This window comes from Rhizobacter sp., from assembly GCF_032229685.1.
GTDB lineage: Bacteria > Pseudomonadota > Gammaproteobacteria > Burkholderiales > Burkholderiaceae_C > LMDS01.
In genome coordinates, this window is record NZ_JAVTWP010000040.1 from 138,571 (window position 1) to 154,079 (window position 15,509).

At 67.3% G+C, this 15,509-nt stretch carries 18 protein-coding genes; 11 read left to right on the forward strand and 7 right to left on the reverse strand.

The features are described 5' to 3' along the window. The first annotated feature begins 4 nt into the window (after nucleotides 1-4). Together AC30PD_RS18715 and AC30PD_RS18720 are read left to right on the forward strand one after the other, a co-directional pair. The gene (locus AC30PD_RS18715) at nucleotides 5-607 is read left to right on the forward strand and encodes a helix-turn-helix domain-containing protein (RefSeq protein WP_489537191.1); all 603 of its coding nucleotides are present in this window, start codon (nucleotides 5-7) and stop codon (nucleotides 605-607) included. Continuing rightward, nucleotides 604-1,068: a GNAT family N-acetyltransferase gene (locus AC30PD_RS18720; protein ID WP_489537192.1), complete on the forward strand. Its 465-nt coding sequence runs from the start codon at nucleotides 604-606 to the stop codon at nucleotides 1,066-1,068. Before AC30PD_RS18715 ends, AC30PD_RS18720 begins: the two co-directional genes overlap by 4 nt. A gap of 13 nt (nucleotides 1,069-1,081) precedes the next feature. Here the strand turns inward: AC30PD_RS18720 and AC30PD_RS18725 are convergent, their stop codons facing one another. Then, nucleotides 1,082-1,789, reverse strand: a complete 708-nt coding sequence (locus tag AC30PD_RS18725; RefSeq protein WP_489537193.1) for a YggS family pyridoxal phosphate-dependent enzyme — start codon at nucleotides 1,787-1,789, stop codon at nucleotides 1,082-1,084. Nucleotides 1,790-1,860: 71 nt separating this feature from the next. Between AC30PD_RS18725 and AC30PD_RS18730 the strand changes: the two genes are divergently transcribed. The 3 genes from AC30PD_RS18730 (at nucleotide 1,861) to AC30PD_RS18740 (ending at nucleotide 5,028) form a co-directional block, all read left to right on the forward strand. After that, nucleotides 1,861-2,904, forward strand: coding sequence for a type IV pilus twitching motility protein PilT (locus AC30PD_RS18730; RefSeq protein WP_489537194.1), 1,044 nt, complete (start codon nucleotides 1,861-1,863; stop codon nucleotides 2,902-2,904). Between the two features lie 24 nt (nucleotides 2,905-2,928). Beyond that, nucleotides 2,929-4,065, forward strand: coding sequence for a PilT/PilU family type 4a pilus ATPase (locus AC30PD_RS18735; protein ID WP_489537195.1), 1,137 nt, complete (start codon nucleotides 2,929-2,931; stop codon nucleotides 4,063-4,065). A 69-nt stretch (nucleotides 4,066-4,134) separates the two neighbouring features. Next, a complete protein-coding gene (locus AC30PD_RS18740) occupies nucleotides 4,135-5,028 on the forward strand; it encodes an NAD(P)-dependent oxidoreductase (protein ID WP_489537196.1) in 894 nt (297 codons plus the stop codon). Nucleotides 5,029-5,049: 21 nt separating this feature from the next. On the opposite strand, the gene AC30PD_RS18745 is transcribed toward AC30PD_RS18740, so the two are convergent. The 3 genes from AC30PD_RS18745 to AC30PD_RS18755 form a co-directional block, all read right to left on the reverse strand. Next, on the reverse strand, nucleotides 5,050-5,679 hold the full coding sequence (locus AC30PD_RS18745; RefSeq protein ID WP_489537197.1) for a BON domain-containing protein: 630 nt from the start codon (nucleotides 5,677-5,679) through the stop codon (nucleotides 5,050-5,052). Beyond that, nucleotides 5,676-6,272, reverse strand: a complete 597-nt coding sequence (locus AC30PD_RS18750) for a phosphoheptose isomerase (RefSeq protein WP_489537198.1) — start codon at nucleotides 6,270-6,272, stop codon at nucleotides 5,676-5,678. The genes AC30PD_RS18745 and AC30PD_RS18750 overlap by 4 nt, the downstream gene beginning before the upstream one ends. Nucleotides 6,273-6,342: 70 nt before the next feature. After that, nucleotides 6,343-6,726 carry a YraN family protein gene (locus AC30PD_RS18755; RefSeq protein WP_489537199.1) on the reverse strand — a complete coding sequence of 128 codons (384 nt, stop codon included), beginning with the start codon at nucleotides 6,724-6,726 and terminating at the stop codon, nucleotides 6,343-6,345. 28 nt (nucleotides 6,727-6,754) lie between these two features. Between AC30PD_RS18755 and rsmI the strand changes: the two genes are divergently transcribed. Then, nucleotides 6,755-7,654, forward strand: a complete 900-nt coding sequence (gene rsmI / locus AC30PD_RS18760; RefSeq protein WP_489537554.1) for a 16S rRNA (cytidine(1402)-2'-O)-methyltransferase — start codon at nucleotides 6,755-6,757, stop codon at nucleotides 7,652-7,654. Between the two features lie 12 nt (nucleotides 7,655-7,666). Here the strand turns inward: rsmI and AC30PD_RS18765 are convergent, their stop codons facing one another. After that, complete coding sequence (locus tag AC30PD_RS18765) at nucleotides 7,667-8,638, reverse strand: NmrA family NAD(P)-binding protein (RefSeq protein ID WP_489537200.1); 972 nt, start codon at nucleotides 8,636-8,638, stop codon at nucleotides 7,667-7,669. Nucleotides 8,639-8,727: 89 nt separating this feature from the next. Here AC30PD_RS18765 and AC30PD_RS18770 point away from each other — a divergent pair, with 89 nt between their 5' ends. Then, entirely contained in the window at nucleotides 8,728-9,624 is an 897-nt protein-coding gene (locus AC30PD_RS18770; RefSeq protein ID WP_489537201.1) for a LysR family transcriptional regulator, read from the forward strand. A gap of 25 nt (nucleotides 9,625-9,649) precedes the next feature. Here the strand turns inward: AC30PD_RS18770 and AC30PD_RS18775 are convergent, their stop codons facing one another. Beyond that, a complete protein-coding gene (locus AC30PD_RS18775; protein ID WP_489537202.1) occupies nucleotides 9,650-9,985 on the reverse strand; it encodes a hypothetical protein in 336 nt (111 codons plus the stop codon). A gap of 166 nt (nucleotides 9,986-10,151) precedes the next feature. Between AC30PD_RS18775 and tldD the strand changes: the two genes are divergently transcribed. From tldD to AC30PD_RS18790, 3 genes are all read left to right on the forward strand, one after another. Then, nucleotides 10,152-11,627 (forward strand): metalloprotease TldD, encoded by a 1,476-nt coding sequence (tldD, locus tag AC30PD_RS18780; RefSeq protein ID WP_489537203.1) that lies wholly within the window; start codon nucleotides 10,152-10,154, stop codon nucleotides 11,625-11,627. A gap of 221 nt (nucleotides 11,628-11,848) precedes the next feature. Continuing rightward, on the forward strand, nucleotides 11,849-12,973 hold the full coding sequence (locus tag AC30PD_RS18785; protein ID WP_489537204.1) for a 3-deoxy-7-phosphoheptulonate synthase: 1,125 nt from the start codon (nucleotides 11,849-11,851) through the stop codon (nucleotides 12,971-12,973). Nucleotides 12,974-13,080: 107 nt separating this feature from the next. After that, nucleotides 13,081-13,377, forward strand: coding sequence for a calcium-binding protein (locus AC30PD_RS18790; protein WP_489537205.1), 297 nt, complete (start codon nucleotides 13,081-13,083; stop codon nucleotides 13,375-13,377). Nucleotides 13,378-13,405: 28 nt separating this feature from the next. On the opposite strand, the gene AC30PD_RS18795 is transcribed toward AC30PD_RS18790, so the two are convergent. Beyond that, nucleotides 13,406-13,981: a cob(I)yrinic acid a,c-diamide adenosyltransferase gene (locus AC30PD_RS18795; protein ID WP_489537206.1), complete on the reverse strand. Its 576-nt coding sequence runs from the start codon at nucleotides 13,979-13,981 to the stop codon at nucleotides 13,406-13,408. A gap of 80 nt (nucleotides 13,982-14,061) precedes the next feature. On the opposite strand from AC30PD_RS18795, the gene AC30PD_RS18800 reads away from it, so the two are divergent. Beyond that, nucleotides 14,062-15,483: an FAD-binding oxidoreductase gene (locus AC30PD_RS18800; protein ID WP_489537207.1), complete on the forward strand. Its 1,422-nt coding sequence runs from the start codon at nucleotides 14,062-14,064 to the stop codon at nucleotides 15,481-15,483. The last annotated feature ends 26 nt before the right edge of the window (nucleotides 15,484-15,509 follow it).

Sequence of the window (15,509 nt, forward strand, 5' to 3'; positions counted from 1 at the left end):
CATCATGAAGGAAGCAGACGACGCCACGACCGAGGACATCAACCTGCGCATCGCCCACCGCGTGGCCGCCTTGCGTGCCCGGGGCGCCCTGTCGCTCGAAGCGCTCGCAGCACGCAGTGGCGTCAGCCGCTCGACGATCTCGCTGATCGAGCGTGGCGAAACCAGCGCCACCGCCGTCGTGCTCGAAAAGCTCGCTTCCGGCCTGGGCGTGCCGCTCGCCTCGCTGTTCGATGCGCCACGCGCCGCCCCCGGCCCGCTGGTGCGCCGCGCCGAGCAGCCCGAGTGGCGCGACCCGGCGTCGGGCTACCTGCGCCGCAATGTGTCGCCGCCCGACCACCCTTCGCAGGTGCGCATCGTCGAGGTCGAGTTCCCACCCGGCAAGCGGGTGGTGCTCGAAGGCGCGAGCCCGGGCGCCGCCCTCGACGAACAGGTGTGGGTGCTCGAAGGCAGCATGCAACTGACCCAAGGCGGCAGCACGCACCGCCTCGACGCCGGCGACTGCCTCGCGTTGCACATCGACGGGCCGATCGAATTTCGCAACCCGACCCGCAGCCCCGCGCGCTACGCGGTCGTGATCGCGGTCGAATCACCACGCCTCAAGAAATGAAGATCGAGATCGACGACCTCACGCGCCCGGAGATCCACGCGCTGCTGAGCGAGCACCTGCGCAGCATGCATGCGCTGTCGCCGCCGGGCAGCGTGCACGCGCTCGACCTCGCCGCGTTGCGCCGGCCCGAGATCACCTTCTGGACGGCCTGGGAAGGGCCGGTGCTGCTGGGGTGCGGCGCCCTGATGGAACTGAGCCGCACGCATGGCGAGGTGAAGTCGATGCGCACGCCCGAAACGCAGCGCCGCACCGGCGCGGGCAGGGCGCTGCTCATGCACATCATCGAAACGGCGAATTCGCGGGGCTACGAACGGCTGAGCCTCGAAACGGGGTCGATAGCTGCCTTCGAGCCGGCGCGGCAGCTGTATGCCAGCGCCGGCTTCGTAGAAACCGGGCCGTTCGGCAAGTACGTCGACGACCCGAACAGCCGCTTCATGACGCTGGTGCTGCCGCGCGGCTGAGACCTGCCCGCACTCAGCCCGGTGCCGGGCCGCTGCCGCGCTGGCCGAAGATCGCCGTGCCCACGCGCACGAGCGTGGCACCTTCGGCGACCGCGGCTTCGAGGTCGGCGCTCATGCCCATCGACAAAGTGTCGAGCGCCAGGCCCTCGGCCTGCAGGCCGCGCATCAACGCGCACAGCGCGCGATGCGGCACACGTTGCTCGTCGAAACTGCCGGCAGGCTCGGGAATGGCCATCAGCCCACGCAGCCGCAGGCGCGGCAACACCGCGATGGCGTGGGCCGTTTCGGCCACCTCGCCCGGCATCAGCCCGCTCTTGCTCGCCTCGCCGCTGATGTTGACCTGCAGGCAGACCTGCAGCGGCGGCAGGTGCGCCGGCCGCTGCTCGCTCAGGCGCTGCGCGATCTTCAGCCGGTCGACCGAATGCACCCAGTCGAACTGCTCGGCGACGACGCGTGTCTTGTTCGATTGCAGCGGGCCGACCAGGTGCCATTCGATGCGCTGGCGCACGTCGGCGAGCGCCGCGATCTTGTCGACGCCTTCCTGCACGTAGTTCTCGCCGAAGCGCCGTTCACCGGCCTCGAAGGCTTCGCGCACCGCCGCGGGGCCGTAGGTTTTGGTTACCACGAGCAACGTGACGCTTTCCACGGGGCGGCTCGCCGACGCGCAGGCCTGCGCGATGCGAGCGCGCACTTGTTGAAGCTTGTCTGCGATCATCGCCATAATGCTTCGAGAGTATCTCGCAGCGCCACTGCGCTCTCGTGCGCGGCCCGAATCACCCGACTTCCGCACCCATGGACATCACTCAACTGCTGGCGTTTTCGGTCAAGAACAAGGCTTCTGACCTGCACCTGTCGTCGGGCCTGCCGCCGATGATCCGCGTGCACGGCGATGTGCGCCGCATCAACGTGGACCCGCTCGACCACAAGCAGGTCCACAGCATGGTGTACGACATCATGAACGACTCGCAGCGCAAGAACTACGAAGAAACGCTGGAGTGCGACTTCTCGTTCGAGATCCAGGGCCTGGCGCGCTTTCGCGTCAACGCCTTCAACCAGAACCGCGGCGCCGGCGCCGTGTTCCGGACGATTCCGTCGAAGATCCTGACGCTCGAGCAGCTCAACACGCCGAAGATCTTCGCCGAGCTGGCGCTCAAACCGCGCGGCATGGTGCTCGTGACCGGCCCGACCGGCTCGGGCAAGTCGACCACGCTGGCGGCGATGGTCAACCACCTGAACGAAAACGAATTCGGCCACGTGCTCACGGTCGAAGACCCGATCGAGTTCGTGCACGAGTCGAAGAAGTGCCTGATCAACCAGCGCGAGGTCGGCCCGCACACGCTGAGCTTCAGCAACGCGCTGCGCTCGGCGCTGCGTGAAGACCCGGACGCGATTCTGGTCGGCGAAATGCGCGACCTGGAAACGATCCGTCTGGCGCTGACCGCCGCTGAAACCGGCCATTTGGTGTTCGGCACGCTGCACACCTCGAGCGCGGCCAAGACCGTCGACCGGATCGTCGACGTGTTCCCCGCGGCTGAAAAAGAAATGGTGCGCGCGATGCTCTCCGAGTCGCTGATCGGCGTGATCTCGCAGACGCTGTGCAAGACGAAAGACGGCTCGGGCCGCGTGGCGGCGCACGAGATCATGCTCGGCACCGCGGCCATCCGCAATTTGATCCGCGAAGCCAAGATCGCGCAGATGTACTCTTCGATCCAGACCGGCAATGCGCTCGGCATGCAGACGCTGGACCAGAACCTCTCTGACCTGGTGCGCCGCAACGTGGTTTCGCCGGCCGAGGCGCGTGCCAAGGCCAAGTTCCCGGAAAACTTCCCTGGGTAAGCCCGGAACCCGAAGGACCAAGACATGGAACGCGATCAGGCATCCAAATTCGTCAACGACTTGCTGCGGCTGATGGTGTCGCGCAATGGCTCCGACCTGTTTCTCACGGCCGACTTTCCGCCGGCGATCAAGGTCGACGGCAAAGTCACCAAGGTCTCGCCGCAGCCGCTGACTGGCCAGCACACGCTGGCGCTGGCGCGCTCGGTGATGAACGACAAGCAGGCGGCGGAGTTCGAGCGCACCAAGGAATGCAACTTCGCGATCGCGCCGCAGGGCATCGGGCGCTTCCGCTGCAATGCCTTCGTGCAGCAAAGCCACATCGGCATGGTCTTGCGGACGATCCCTCAGACGCTGCCGACCATCGACACGATGAACCTGCCGCAGGTGCTGAAAGACGTGGCGCTGGCCAAGCGCGGCCTCGTGATCCTGGTGGGCGCGACCGGCTCGGGCAAGAGCACCTCGATGGCGGCGATGGTCGACTACCGCAACGAAAACTCCTTCGGCCACATCATCACGATCGAAGACCCGGTGGAGTTCGTGCACCCGCACAAGAACTGCATCATCACGCAGCGTGAAGTGGGCATCGACACCGACGGCTGGGAGCAGGCGCTGAAGAACACGCTGCGCCAGGCGCCCGACGTGATCCTGATGGGCGAGATCCGCGACCGCGAGACCATGGAGCACGCGGTGGCCTTCGCCGAGACCGGCCACCTGTGCATGGCCACGCTGCACGCCAACAGCGCCAACCAGGCGCTCGACCGCATCATCAACTTCTTCCCCGAAGAGCGGCGCGCGCAGCTGCTGATGGATTTGTCTTTGAACCTGAAGGCGCTGGTCTCGCAGCGCCTGCTGCCGCGCCAGGAAGGGCGCGGGCGCGTGGCCTCGGTCGAGATCATGCTGAACACGCCGCTCATTTCCGACCTGATCTTCAAGGGCGAAGTGGCCGAGATCAAGGAGATCATGAAACGCTCGCGCGAGCTCGGCATGCAGACCTTCGACCAGTCTTTGTTCGACCTGTACGAAAGCCAGGCCGTCACTTTCGAAGACGCTCTGCGCAATGCCGACTCGGTCAACGACTTGCGCTTGCAGATCAAGCTGCACAGTTCACGCGCGCGCAGCACCGATCTGGCTGCCGGCACGGAGCACCTGACCATCGTATAACTGCGGACGAGCGCTTCGCTGATTCAAAACGGCCTCTGACGAGGCCGTTGTCTTTTTCTTGAAACTCAAATGAACACCAGAACCTACGAACCCACCGCCGCGCGCCGCGTCGCCTTTCTCGGGCTGGGCGTGATGGGGTACCCGATGGCCGGCCACCTCGCGCGTGCCGGGCACAGCGTCACCGTCTACAACCGCACCGCAGCCAAGTCACAAGCCTGGGTGGCGGAATACGGCCACACGTTTGCCACCACGCCGAAGCTGGCCGCGGCCGGTGCCGACATCGTGTTCGCGTGTGTCGGCAACGACGACGACCTGCGTTCGGTCGTCCTCGACGACGACGGCGCTTTTGCCGGCATGAAACCCGGTGCGGTGTTCGTCGACCACACCACCGCCTCCGCCGAGGTGGCGCGCGAACTCAGTGTGGCGGCGCAAGCGCGCGGCCTGCACTTCATCGACGCGCCGGTCTCGGGCGGCAACCTCGGCGCCGTCAACGGCACACTCACGGTGATGTGCGGTGGCGAGAAGGCCGCGTTCGACACGGCCCAGCCGGTCGCGATGGCCTTTGCCAAGGCGGTGACGCTGCTCGGCGCCAGCGGCGCCGGCCAGCTCGCGAAGATGGTCAACCAGATCGCGATCGCCGGGCTGGTTCAGGGCCTGGCCGAAGCCATCGCCTTCGGCGAGAAGGCCGGGCTCGACATGAACGCCGTGCTCGGCGTGATCGGCAAGGGCGCGGCGCAGAGCTGGCAGATGGACCACCGTGGTCCGACGATGCTCGAAGACCGCTTCGACTTCGGCTTCGCGGTCGACTGGATGCGCAAGGACCTGGGCCTCGTGCTCGACGAAGCGAAGCGCAATGGTGCGCGCTTGCCGGTGACGGCGCTGGTCGATCAGTTCTACGCCGACGTGCAGGCGAGCGGTGGCAATCGGCTCGACACCTCGAGCCTGGTGAAGCGCCTGCGCTGAGCGCGCGACCCCCGGGGCAGGTCAGGGCTTGGCGAGCGTCCTCGGCTGCGTGTCGGCGAGTTCACCTTCACTGACCACGTCGAACACCTTCACGACCTTCTGCACGCCGCTCACGCCGCGTGCAATGTCAGCGGCGCGGTTCGCTTCACGCTCGGTCACACGGCCCATCAGGTAGACCACGCTGCGTTCGGTGACCACCTTGTAGGCGTTGGCCTGGATGTCTTTGGCATCGACCATGCTGGCCTTGACCTTGCTCGTCATCAGCGTGTCGTTCGAGCGTGCCGACAGCGAACTCGGCGCGGCCAGTGTCAGCTCGTTGACGATCGCGCGCACGTTGTCGATGCGTGCCACCGCCTGCTCGACCGACGCCTTGTCGGCCTCGGTCGGCACCTCGCCGCTCAGCAGCACGAGCCGGTTGTAGCTCGTGACGTTGACGTGGCCGCGGTCGCCGATCACGTCGGCGATGCGGCGCACCGATTTCAGCTCGATCGCCTGGTCGTCGATCTGCGCGCCCGAGGTGCGGCGGTCAGAGACGACCAGCGTGCCACCCCAGATCGCGCCGCCGATCAGCAGCGGCGCACAGGCGCTGAGCGTGGTGCCGGCGGCCAGGGCCAGCAGCAATGTGGCGGTGCTTCGGTTCAGAGAGGTCATGTGTTTTCCTGTTCGCCCAAGAGTTGCAGATCGACCGCATCGCACAGGCAGTGCAACACGAGAAGATGCACTTCTTGAATGCGTGCGGTTCGGTCGTGTGGCACACAGATGTGCACGTCGGTCTCGCTCAGAAGCTCGCGCATCTTGCCGCCCTTGTGGCCGGTGAGCGCGATCACGGTCATGTCTTTGGCATGGGCGGCTTCCACGGCCGCGACCACGTTGCCGGAGTTGCCGCTGGTGGTGATCGCCAGCAGCACGTCACCCGGCGCGCCGAGCGCCTGCACCTGCTTCGAGTAGATCTGCTCGAAGCTGTAGTCGTTGCCGACGGCGGTGAGGATCGAGGTGTCGGTCGTGAGCGCCACGGCCGCCAGGCCCGGGCGCTCGCGTTCGAAGCGGCCGACGAACTCGGCAGCGAAATGCTGTGCGTCGGCAGCCGAACCTCCGTTGCCGCACGCCAGCACCTTGCCGCCACTGGTGATGCAACCGACGATGGCGCTCACGGCGTCTGCGATGGGTTTGGAGAGTACTTCGGCGGCGGCGTACTTGAGGTCGGCGCTGTCGAAGAACTGCTGTTGAATGCGTTGTTCAAGCATGGGCTCGGATCATATGACACCGATGCACCACCGAGGTTCCACAGTCAGTGCACGCTTCTTTGCACTTGAATCAGGACGTATCGAAGGCCCCACGCAGCCATTGCACGCTTTCTCCTTCGATCGCGACCACATCGAAGCGGCACGGCGGCAGCGTGGTGTAGCGCCGCAGAAAGTGCTGCGCCGCGAACACCAGGCGCCGCTGTTTGCTGGTGGTGACGCTCGCCGCCGCGCCACCGAAGGCCGCGCTGCGCCGCGCCCGCACTTCCACGAACACGAGCGTGCCGTCACGATCGCGCAGGATCAGATCGACTTCGCCACCGCGCGCGCTCGGCCCGGCGGCGACCCGATAATTGCGCTGCACGAGCGTGAGGCCCTGGCGCTCCAGATGAGCCAGGGCGCGCGCTTCGCCGGCATCGCCCACGCTCTTGGTCGTGGCTCGCTTCGCATCTGCCATACCCGTGACCACACCCCACGCTTCGTTGATGCAACAGGCCGCCGCCAGCGCCGCCGGCGCGCAGACCTACCCTGCGGGCGCACTGTACGTGTTGGCCACGCCCATCGGCAACCTGGCCGACATGACGCTGCGGGCCATCCATGTGCTCGGGCTGGTCGATGCCATCGCCTGCGAAGACACGCGCCACAGCGCGCCATTGCTGCGCCAGCTCGGCATCGAGGGCAAGGCCTTTTTGGCGGTGCACCAACACAACGAGCGCGATGCCGCCTCGGGGGTGCTGGCGCGCCTGGCACGCGGCGAGCGGGTGGCCTACGTGAGCGACGCCGGCACGCCGGCCGTCAGCGACCCTGGCGCCGTGCTCGTGGCGGCAGCGCAGGCCGCTGGCTACCGGTGTGTGCCGATCCCCGGAGCGAGCAGCGCTGTCGCAGCGCTGAGCGTGGCGGGTGATGTGGTCGCGGGCCCGTTCACTTTCGTCGGCTTCCTGCCGGCAAGGGCCGCCGAGCGTGGCCGCGCGATTCAACAGCTCGCCGCGAGTCCCCACGCCCAGGTGCTGTTCGAAGCGCCGCACCGCATCGAGTCGCTAGCCGCAGCGCTCGCCGAAGCCTGCGGCACGCGGCGCCTGACGGTGTGCCGCGAGTTGACCAAGCAGTTCGAGAGCGTGACCACGCTGCCGGCTTCGGAATGGCCGGCCTGGCTGGCGGCTGATGCGTACCGCAGCCGCGGTGAGTTCGTGCTCGTGCTGCATGCATGCCCGACCGAAGTGGATGCTTCCGACGCCCCGGCGTTCGACAAGACGCTGCGCACCTTGCTCGCTGCGCTGCCGCTCAAGCAGGCGGTGGCCATCGCCACCGAGCTCACAGGCGCACCACGCAATGCACTCTACGAACGCGCGCTGGCCCTGAAAAACAACGCCGGCGACACGGCGTAGGGTCTGCCGGGCTCAGGCAGGTACCGGCGCGCCGTTTGTGCCGACCGGCATGCCCAGCTCGAGCAAGGCGCTGCGCAAAGCGAGCGGCAGCGGCGTTTGCGGCACGCTGCCAATGAGCGCGAGCAATGCCGCGTCGTCGAGCGCGTGAGGCCGTTGCCAGAGGTAGCGCATGACGAGCAACTCGCGCCACATGGGAACAAAGGGCGAGGCCAGCCGGATGAGGCCCCAGGGCAGGCCGGCCGGGCGCAGCGGCCTGCCGACGACTTGTTCGAGGCCCGCGCGCATCGTTTGCCCGGTGAGCGTGTGCCCGGCGAAGTGAAGGCGGTGGTGGCCGCGCAGCTGCTCGCGCCGCTCGGCCACGCGCACGAAAGCCTGGGCCAGGTCGGGCAGGTAGGCCCACGCATGGGCCACGTCGTCCTGGCCGGGGTAGACAAACCGCCCCTGGCCGATCTTCGTCAGCAGGCCCATGTCGAACCAGGTGCCACGGCCCGGGCCGCCGAAGAAGTCTCCGGCACGGATCACGACGCTGTCGACACCATCTCCGGCCGCCGCCGCGAGCCGCCGCTCCATCTCGATCCGGATGCGCGCTTTGGGTGTGTTGCCGACCTCTGGCGTCGTGGGCGTCAGCAACGCCGGCATCTCGCGGCCGAAGTTGTAGACATTGCCCGGCAGCATCAGCAGTGCGCCACTCGCGCGCGCCACCACCAGCGCCGCGTCGGCGAGCGGCAGGGCAAGCCGTTCCCATTCGGTGTAGGGCGGGTTCAGGGCGTTCACGAGCACGCTCGCGCCCTGGGCCGCGGCAGTGAGTGCGGCCAGGTCGGTGGCGTCGCAGCTCACGACTTGCACCCGCGCATGGCCTTGCAGCGAGGGGGGCAGCGCCTTGCGGGCCTGTGCGCGCACCTGCCAGCCGGCGTTGGCGAAGGCCAGTGCCATGACCTGGCCGATGCGGCCGGCGGCTCCGAGGATCAGTACGGTGGACGGCATGGGGTCTCCAGTGGGGTTGTCGATGGCGCCATTGTTCGAGCTCTGCCGGAACCGCACAATGCGCATGACTGAATAGCCGGTATCCATCCATGAATATCAAGAACCGGGCTCCGGTGACAGAACCCGATTGGGCCTTGTTGCGCTCTTTCCTCGAAGTGGCGAACAGCGGCTCGCTCAGCCGGGCAGCCAGCGTGCTCGGCAGCAGCCAGCCGACGCTGAGCCGGCAGATCGCGCAGCTCGAAGCTCAGCTGGGGCAATCACTCTTCGAACGCACGACCCGCGGCCTGCGCCTGACCGAAAAGGGCGCCGCGCTGCGCGCGCCGGCCGAGCGCATGCGCGAACACGCGCAGCAACTGGCGATGGTGGCCGCAGGCCAGACTCAGGGTGTCGCGGGCACGGTGCGCATCACCGCAAGCGAAGTCGTGAGCGCCTTCGTGTTGCCGGACCTGCTGCGTGGGCTGCGCGAGTCGCACCCCGAGATCCAGATCGAGCTCGTGGCGAGCAACACGCTCGAGAACTTGCTGGAGCGTGAAGCCGACATCGCACTGCGGATGCTGCGCCCGACGCAGACTGCGCTGGTGGCGCGGCGCCTGGCCGATCAGCCGCTCGGCTTCTATGCCCACCGCGACTACGTGCTGGCGCACGGCAAGCCGAGCGCCACGGACCTGTTGCAGCACCAATGGGTCGGCTTCGACCGTTCCGACCAATTGCTGCGCGGCTTTCACGCGCAGGGGTTCAAGGTGAAGCGCGAGTTCTTCGCGTTTCGCTGCGACAACCAGATCGTGGCCTGGCAGGCCGTTCGCGCCGGCCTGGGTATTGGCGTGGGCCTGAAGCAAGTGGCCGCGCTGGCACCCGAACTGGTGCGGGTGCTGCCGACCGTGCCACTCGCTCCGCTGCCGTTGTGGATCACGGCGCACCGCGAGTTGCGCGGCACACCGAGGTTGAAGATCGTGTTCGAGGCACTGGCCGCGGCGCTGGCGCGCTGAGGCACGGTGCGCCGGGCCGGGCGCCTTACTTCGCCGTCTGCGCGTCGTGCTTCTGCGCGTGGATGTCCTTGCTGGCGGCGTTCTGCATGCGGTGCAGGCGCTTGCGCTCATGGCGCGTCACCTTGCCGTCGGCCTTGGCATGCGTCTCGGCCTTGTTGATCGCGGCTTGTTCCTTTTCGAGGCGCACGGTCTCCTTGCCGGTCAGTTCGCCCGAAGCGGCGCCGTTGGCGATGCGTGCCTGCTGGTTGGCTTCGCGCTGGTCGACGCGCGGCGTGGCCGGGGCTGTGGCAGCCTGGGCGAATGCGCCGATCGTTGCGAATGCCAGCGTGGTGGCGATGAGCGATGCCTTGAGGTTCAACATGGTGGTGGTTCCTTCGGTGGGTTTGTCGGGCGGAGCGTTTCGCTTCCCGGGTCTTCAACGAAGGCCACGAGCGGGCCGACGACCGGGCAGGGGTAAAGAAGCGTGAACGCGTCTGGGCGCAAGCCGACTCCTACAATGGCCGCGTGCTTTCCAAAGGACTCCGGCCATGATTTCCCGCGAACCCACGATCGAACGCCTGGCCGTTGCGCGCTCCCTGTTGCTCGAACCTTTCGGGCTGACCGACGCCACGCTGTCGAAAGCGCTCGCCACGATCGCCACGCACCGCATCGACGACGCCGACCTGTACTTCCAGTACACGCGCAGCGAAGGCTGGAGCCTGGAAGAAGGCATCGTGAAGAGTGGCAGCTTCGGCATCGACCAGGGCGTGGGTGTGCGTGCGGTGGCGGGTGAGAAGACCGCGTTCGCGTATTCCGACGACATCTCCGAAGCCGCGTTGCTCGACGCCGCCATGACGGTGCGCACCATCGCCGCCGCCGGCCAGAGCCGCAAGGTGAAGGTCGGCACGAAGCCGAAGGTCGCCGGCAGCCGCGTGCTCTACGCACCGATGGATCCGATCGCCACGCTCGACAGCACCCAGAAGGTGGCGCTGCTCGAGAAGGTGGAAAAGCTCGCGCGCTCGAAGGACCCGCGTGTCAAGCAGGTGATGGCCGGTCTCGCCGGCGAGTACGACGTGGTGATGGTCGCGCGCGCCGACGGCACGCTGGCGGCCGACGTGCGCCCGCTGGTGCGTTTGTCGGTGACCGTGATCGCCGAGCAGACCGTGAACGGCGAAGTACGCCGCGAAGTCGGCTCGGGCGGCGGTGGCGGGCGCTTCGGCTTCGGCTACTTCCACGACGAGATGATCGAGAGCTACGTGAACGACGCCGTCAAGGCCGCGCTGACGAACCTCGAATCGCGCCCGGCCAAGGCCGGCGAGATGAGCGTGGTGCTCGGCCCGGGCTGGCCCGGCGTGTTGCTGCACGAAGCCATCGGCCACGGCCTGGAAGGTGACTTCAACCGCAAGGGCAGCAGCGCGTTCAGCGGCCGCATCGGCCAGCGCGTGGCGGCCAAGGGCGTGACCGTGCTCGACGACGGCACGATCCCCGACCGGCGCGGCTCGCTCAACGTCGACGACGAAGGCAACGCCTCGCAGCGCAACGTGCTGATCGAAGACGGTGTGTTGAAAGGCTACATCCAGGACTCGATGAACGCGCGCCTGATGGGTGTCGCGCCCACCGGCAATGGCCGGCGTGAAAGTTACGCCGCAGTGCCGATGCCGCGCATGACCAACACCTACATGCTGGGTGGCGACAAGACCAAGGAAGAGATCATCGCCGGCCTGAAACGCGGCCTGTACGCCACCAACTTCGGCGGTGGCCAGGTCGACATCACGAGCGGCAAGTTCGTGTTCTCTGCGAGCGAGGCCTTCTGGGTCGAGAACGGCAAGATCCAGTACCCGGTGAAGGGCGCCACCATCATCGGCAACGGGCCCGACGCGCTCACGCGCGTGAGCATGATCGGCAACGACATGAAGCTCGACACCGGCGTGGGCGTGTGCGGCAAGGAAGGCCAGAGCGTGCCGGTGGGCGTGGGCCAGCCGACGCTGCGCATCGATCGCTTGACCGTCGGTGGCACGGCGTGAAACTGTTCGCCCTGATTCGGCGTGCTACATTTGCGGCCATGCTTTTCCGCCCCGCCTGTTTTTTTGCGTACTTCTGGTTCTCGCACCGCTCGGCGGCCGGAGAGGCAAGCGCATACGCAAAGTAGACAGCGCAACGAATCTCCAGAAACCGCCGGGCTCACCCCCGGCGGTTTTTTTTCATCTGCGCATTCTTCAAATACACAGCCCAGGAGCCGACCGCCATGACCAGCAAGTCCAACACCCCCAGCGAGGGTTGGTATGCGCAGACCGAACGCACCAGCCAGACCGACGACCAGCGGATCAAGGACGTGATGCCGCTGCCGCCGCCGGAACACCTGATCCGCTTCTTCCCGATCGCCGGCACGCCGGTCGAGACGCTGATCGGCGACACGCGCGCCGCCATCCGCCGCATCATGCAGAAGAAGGACGACCGGTTGCTCGTGATCATGGGGCCGTGCTCGATTCACGACCCGGTGGCCGCGGTCGAGTACGCGCGCAAGCTCAAGACCATGCGCGAGAAGTACGCCGGCACGCTCGAGATCGTGATGCGGGTCTACTTCGAGAAGCCGCGGACGACGGTCGGCTGGAAAGGGCTGATCAACGACCCGTATCTCGACGAGAGCTACCGCATCGACGAAGGCCTGCGCATCGGCCGGCAGCTGCTGCTCGAGATCAACCGCCTGGGCATGCCGGCGGGCAGTGAATTTCTCGACGTGATCTCGCCGCAGTACCTGGGCGACCTGATCGCCTGGGGCGCGATCGGCGCGCGCACCACCGAAAGCCAGGTGCACCGCGAGTTGGCGTCCGGCCTCTCGGCACCGATCGGTTTCAAGAACGGCACCGACGGCAACATCAAGATCGCCATCGACGCCATCCAGGCGGCGTCACGCCCGCACCACTTCTTGTCGATCCACAAGAACGGCCAGGTCGCCATCGTCGAAACGCGCGGCAACACCGACTGCCATGTGATCCTGCGCGGCGGCAAAGCGCCGAACTACGACGCAGCTCACGTGGCCGCGGCCTGCAAGGAGATCGAGGCGGCCAAGCTCGAATGCACCTTGATGGTCGACTGCAGCCACGCCAACAGCAGCAAGCAGCACGAAAAGCAGGTCGACGTGGCGCGCGACGTGGCGGCGCAGCTCAAGGCCGGCAGCCGCTGCATCTTCGGCGTGATGGTGGAAAGCCACCTGCAAGCCGGTGCGCAGAAGTTCAGCGCGGGCAAGGACGACCCGGCCCAGCTCGAGTACGGTCGCAGCATCACCGATGCCTGCATCGGCTGGGACCACTCGCTGGAGGTTCTGAGCGTGCTGAGCGACGCGGTGCTGGCGCGCCGAAAGGCAAGGTAACGACGACGCGCCCGGATGTAACCCCGGTAAGGCCGGGAAATTGTGCTGGCCCCGGGGCAGGTGGTGACGGTCCAATGCAGGTTCAGCCCGTGCCTCAGGAGATCTTCATGAACCAGCGATTCCCGTTCCTGCCGGCTGCCTTCGCGGCAGCCTTGCTGGCGGGTGCCTCGGTGGCTGCTCTTGCACAGTCGCAGCCTGCGGCCAACGAGCCCAGTGCCCGGGCGCGCCTGGCCGTCGAGGCGGCGTTCAACCGTGCCGACGCCAACAACGACGGCCGGCTCTCGCGTGAAGAAGCCGGCCACCTGCCCGCGATCGCGCTGAAGTTCGACGATCTCGACACCAACAAGGACGGCTTTCTCAGCATGGAAGAGTTCAGCGCGGTGCTGAACACGCCGGCGGCGTAAGCGGCTTTCGAGCCGCGGCGCCCGCGCGCTAGTCAGCGTCGCGCGCCAGCCGCTCGCTCTTCCAGTACACGTCGTCCCCGCCCAGCCCGTCGAGATTGGCGCGGTTGAGCACGCGGGCCAGCACGAACAGCAGGTCGCTCAGCCGGTTCAGGTAGTGGCGCGGTTCGGCGCGCACGGTGTCGACCGCCGTGAGCGCGACCACGGCCCGCTCGGCGCGTCGTGCGATCGTGCGGCCCACATGCGCGATGGCCGCGCTGCGCGTGCCGGCCGGCAGAATGAATTCCTTCAGGCGCGGCAAGGCGGCGTTGTAGTGCGCCAATGCCTCGTCGAGGCGGATCACCGCTTCGGCTTTGAGCAGTTCGTAACCCGGGATCGACAGCTCGCCGCCGAGGTTGAAGAGCTCGTGCTGGATCACGACCAGCAGTTCGCGCACGTCGCCCGGCAGCGGTTCGGCGAGCAGCACGCCGAGCGTCGAGTTGAGTTCGTCGACGTCGCCCATGGCCTGCACGCGCAGGTGGTCCTTGGGCACACGGGTGCCGTCGCCGAGGCCGGTGGTGCCGTCGTCGCCGGTGCGGGTTGCGATCTGAGTGAGTCGGTTGGCCATGGCAGCGATGCTAGCCCACCGAATCAAGCATGGGCACAATGCGCTTCAGGCCAGCGCCGCGTGGCCACGGAGACAAGACCATGAATGCACCCCTGCCCGCCCACCTGTTGCCGCGCCTCGAACCGCGGCCCATGCCCGCGGCGATGCTCGATGCGCTGCAATCGCGCTTCGGCGCACGCTGCTCCACCGCCATGGCGGTGCGCGAGCAGCATGGCCGCGACGAGTCACCCTTCGATGCGCCGCCACCCGAAGCCGTGGTGTATTGCGAGAGCACCGAAGACGTGGCCGAGGTCGTGAAGCTCGCGGCCCGGCACGGGGTGCCGGTGATCCCGTTCGGCACCGGTTCGTCGCTCGAAGGCCACTTGCTGGCGGTGCAGGGCGGCGTGAGCATCGACCTGTCGCGCATGAACAAGCTGGTGGCGATCCAGCCCGAAGACCTGACCGTCACCGTGCAGGCTGGTGTGACGCGCATGCAGCTCAACAACGAGATCCGCCACACCGGCCTGTTCTTTCCGATCGACCCGGGCGCCGACGCCAGCCTGGGCGGTATGAGCGCCACGCGCGCCAGCGGCACGAACGCGGTGCGCTACGGCACGATGCGCGAGAACGTGCTCGGCCTGACGGTCGTGACCGCCAGCGGCGAGATCATCCACACCGGCACGCGCGCGCGCAAGTCGTCGGCCGGCTACGACCTGACGCGCCTGATGGTGGGCAGCGAAGGCACGCTCGGCGTGATGACCGAGATCACGCTGCGCCTGTTCCCGCTGCCCGAAGCGATCTCGGCCGCGACCTGCACTTTCCCGAGCATCGACGCGGCCGTGCGCACCACGATCCAGATCATCCAGATGGGCATACCGATCGCCCGCTGCGAGCTGCTCGACGCCCACGCGGTGCGCGCCGTGAACCGGCACGACAAGCTCACGCTGACTGAAGCGCCGATGCTGCTGATGGAGTTTCACGGCAGCGATGCGAGCGTGAAAGAGCAGGCCGCGAGCGTGCAAGAGATCGCGAGCGAATTCGGTGGCGCCGGCTTCGAGTGGGCGACCACGCCGGAAGAGCGCACCAAACTCTGGACGGCCCGCCACCACGCCTACTTCGCCGGCCTGCAGCTGAAGCCGGGTTGCCGCACCGTCACCACCGACACCTGCGTGCCGATCTCGCACCTGGCCGCGTGCGTGACGCAGGCGTCAGAAGAAGCCGAAGCGGCGGGCCTGCAGCACTACATCGTCGGCCACGTGGGTGACGGCAACTTCCACATCGCCTACCTCGTCGACCCGGCCATTCCCGCGGAGCGTGAAACCGCCGAGCGGCTCAACGACGCGGTGGTGGCGCGGGCCATCGCATTCGACGGCACCTGCACCGGCGAGCACGGCATCGGCCTGCACAAGCAGGGCTTCCTGATCGACGAAACCGGCGCCGGCACGGTCGAGATGATGCGCACGCTGAAACGTGCGCTCGACCCGAAGAACATCATGAACCCGGGGAAGATCTTCTCGCTCTGAGACCCGCACCCGGTGGCGGCTGCCGC

What these genes read in the sequence shown, in the direction of transcription:
- AC30PD_RS18715 (WP_489537191.1), top strand. Translation starts at nt 5, where the DNA reads ATGAAGGAAGCAGACGACGCCACGACCGAGGACATCAACCTGCGCATC.
- AC30PD_RS18720 (WP_489537192.1), top strand. Translation starts at nt 604, where the DNA reads ATGAAGATCGAGATCGACGACCTCACGCGCCCGGAGATCCACGCGCTG.
- AC30PD_RS18725 (WP_489537193.1), bottom strand. Translation starts at nt 1,789, where the DNA reads ATGGCGATGATCGCAGACAAGCTTCAACAAGTGCGCGCTCGCATCGCG.
- AC30PD_RS18730 (WP_489537194.1), top strand. Translation starts at nt 1,861, where the DNA reads ATGGACATCACTCAACTGCTGGCGTTTTCGGTCAAGAACAAGGCTTCT.
- AC30PD_RS18735 (WP_489537195.1), top strand. Translation starts at nt 2,929, where the DNA reads ATGGAACGCGATCAGGCATCCAAATTCGTCAACGACTTGCTGCGGCTG.
- AC30PD_RS18740 (WP_489537196.1), top strand. Translation starts at nt 4,135, where the DNA reads ATGAACACCAGAACCTACGAACCCACCGCCGCGCGCCGCGTCGCCTTT.
- AC30PD_RS18745 (WP_489537197.1), bottom strand. Translation starts at nt 5,679, where the DNA reads ATGACCTCTCTGAACCGAAGCACCGCCACATTGCTGCTGGCCCTGGCC.
- AC30PD_RS18750 (WP_489537198.1), bottom strand. Translation starts at nt 6,272, where the DNA reads ATGCTTGAACAACGCATTCAACAGCAGTTCTTCGACAGCGCCGACCTC.
- AC30PD_RS18755 (WP_489537199.1), bottom strand. Translation starts at nt 6,726, where the DNA reads ATGGCAGATGCGAAGCGAGCCACGACCAAGAGCGTGGGCGATGCCGGC.
- rsmI (WP_489537554.1), top strand. Translation starts at nt 6,755, where the DNA reads ATGCAACAGGCCGCCGCCAGCGCCGCCGGCGCGCAGACCTACCCTGCG.
- AC30PD_RS18765 (WP_489537200.1), bottom strand. Translation starts at nt 8,638, where the DNA reads ATGCCGTCCACCGTACTGATCCTCGGAGCCGCCGGCCGCATCGGCCAG.
- AC30PD_RS18770 (WP_489537201.1), top strand. Translation starts at nt 8,728, where the DNA reads ATGAATATCAAGAACCGGGCTCCGGTGACAGAACCCGATTGGGCCTTG.
- AC30PD_RS18775 (WP_489537202.1), bottom strand. Translation starts at nt 9,985, where the DNA reads ATGTTGAACCTCAAGGCATCGCTCATCGCCACCACGCTGGCATTCGCA.
- tldD (WP_489537203.1), top strand. Translation starts at nt 10,152, where the DNA reads ATGATTTCCCGCGAACCCACGATCGAACGCCTGGCCGTTGCGCGCTCC.
- AC30PD_RS18785 (WP_489537204.1), top strand. Translation starts at nt 11,849, where the DNA reads ATGACCAGCAAGTCCAACACCCCCAGCGAGGGTTGGTATGCGCAGACC.
- AC30PD_RS18790 (WP_489537205.1), top strand. Translation starts at nt 13,081, where the DNA reads ATGAACCAGCGATTCCCGTTCCTGCCGGCTGCCTTCGCGGCAGCCTTG.
- AC30PD_RS18795 (WP_489537206.1), bottom strand. Translation starts at nt 13,981, where the DNA reads ATGGCCAACCGACTCACTCAGATCGCAACCCGCACCGGCGACGACGGC.
- AC30PD_RS18800 (WP_489537207.1), top strand. Translation starts at nt 14,062, where the DNA reads ATGAATGCACCCCTGCCCGCCCACCTGTTGCCGCGCCTCGAACCGCGG.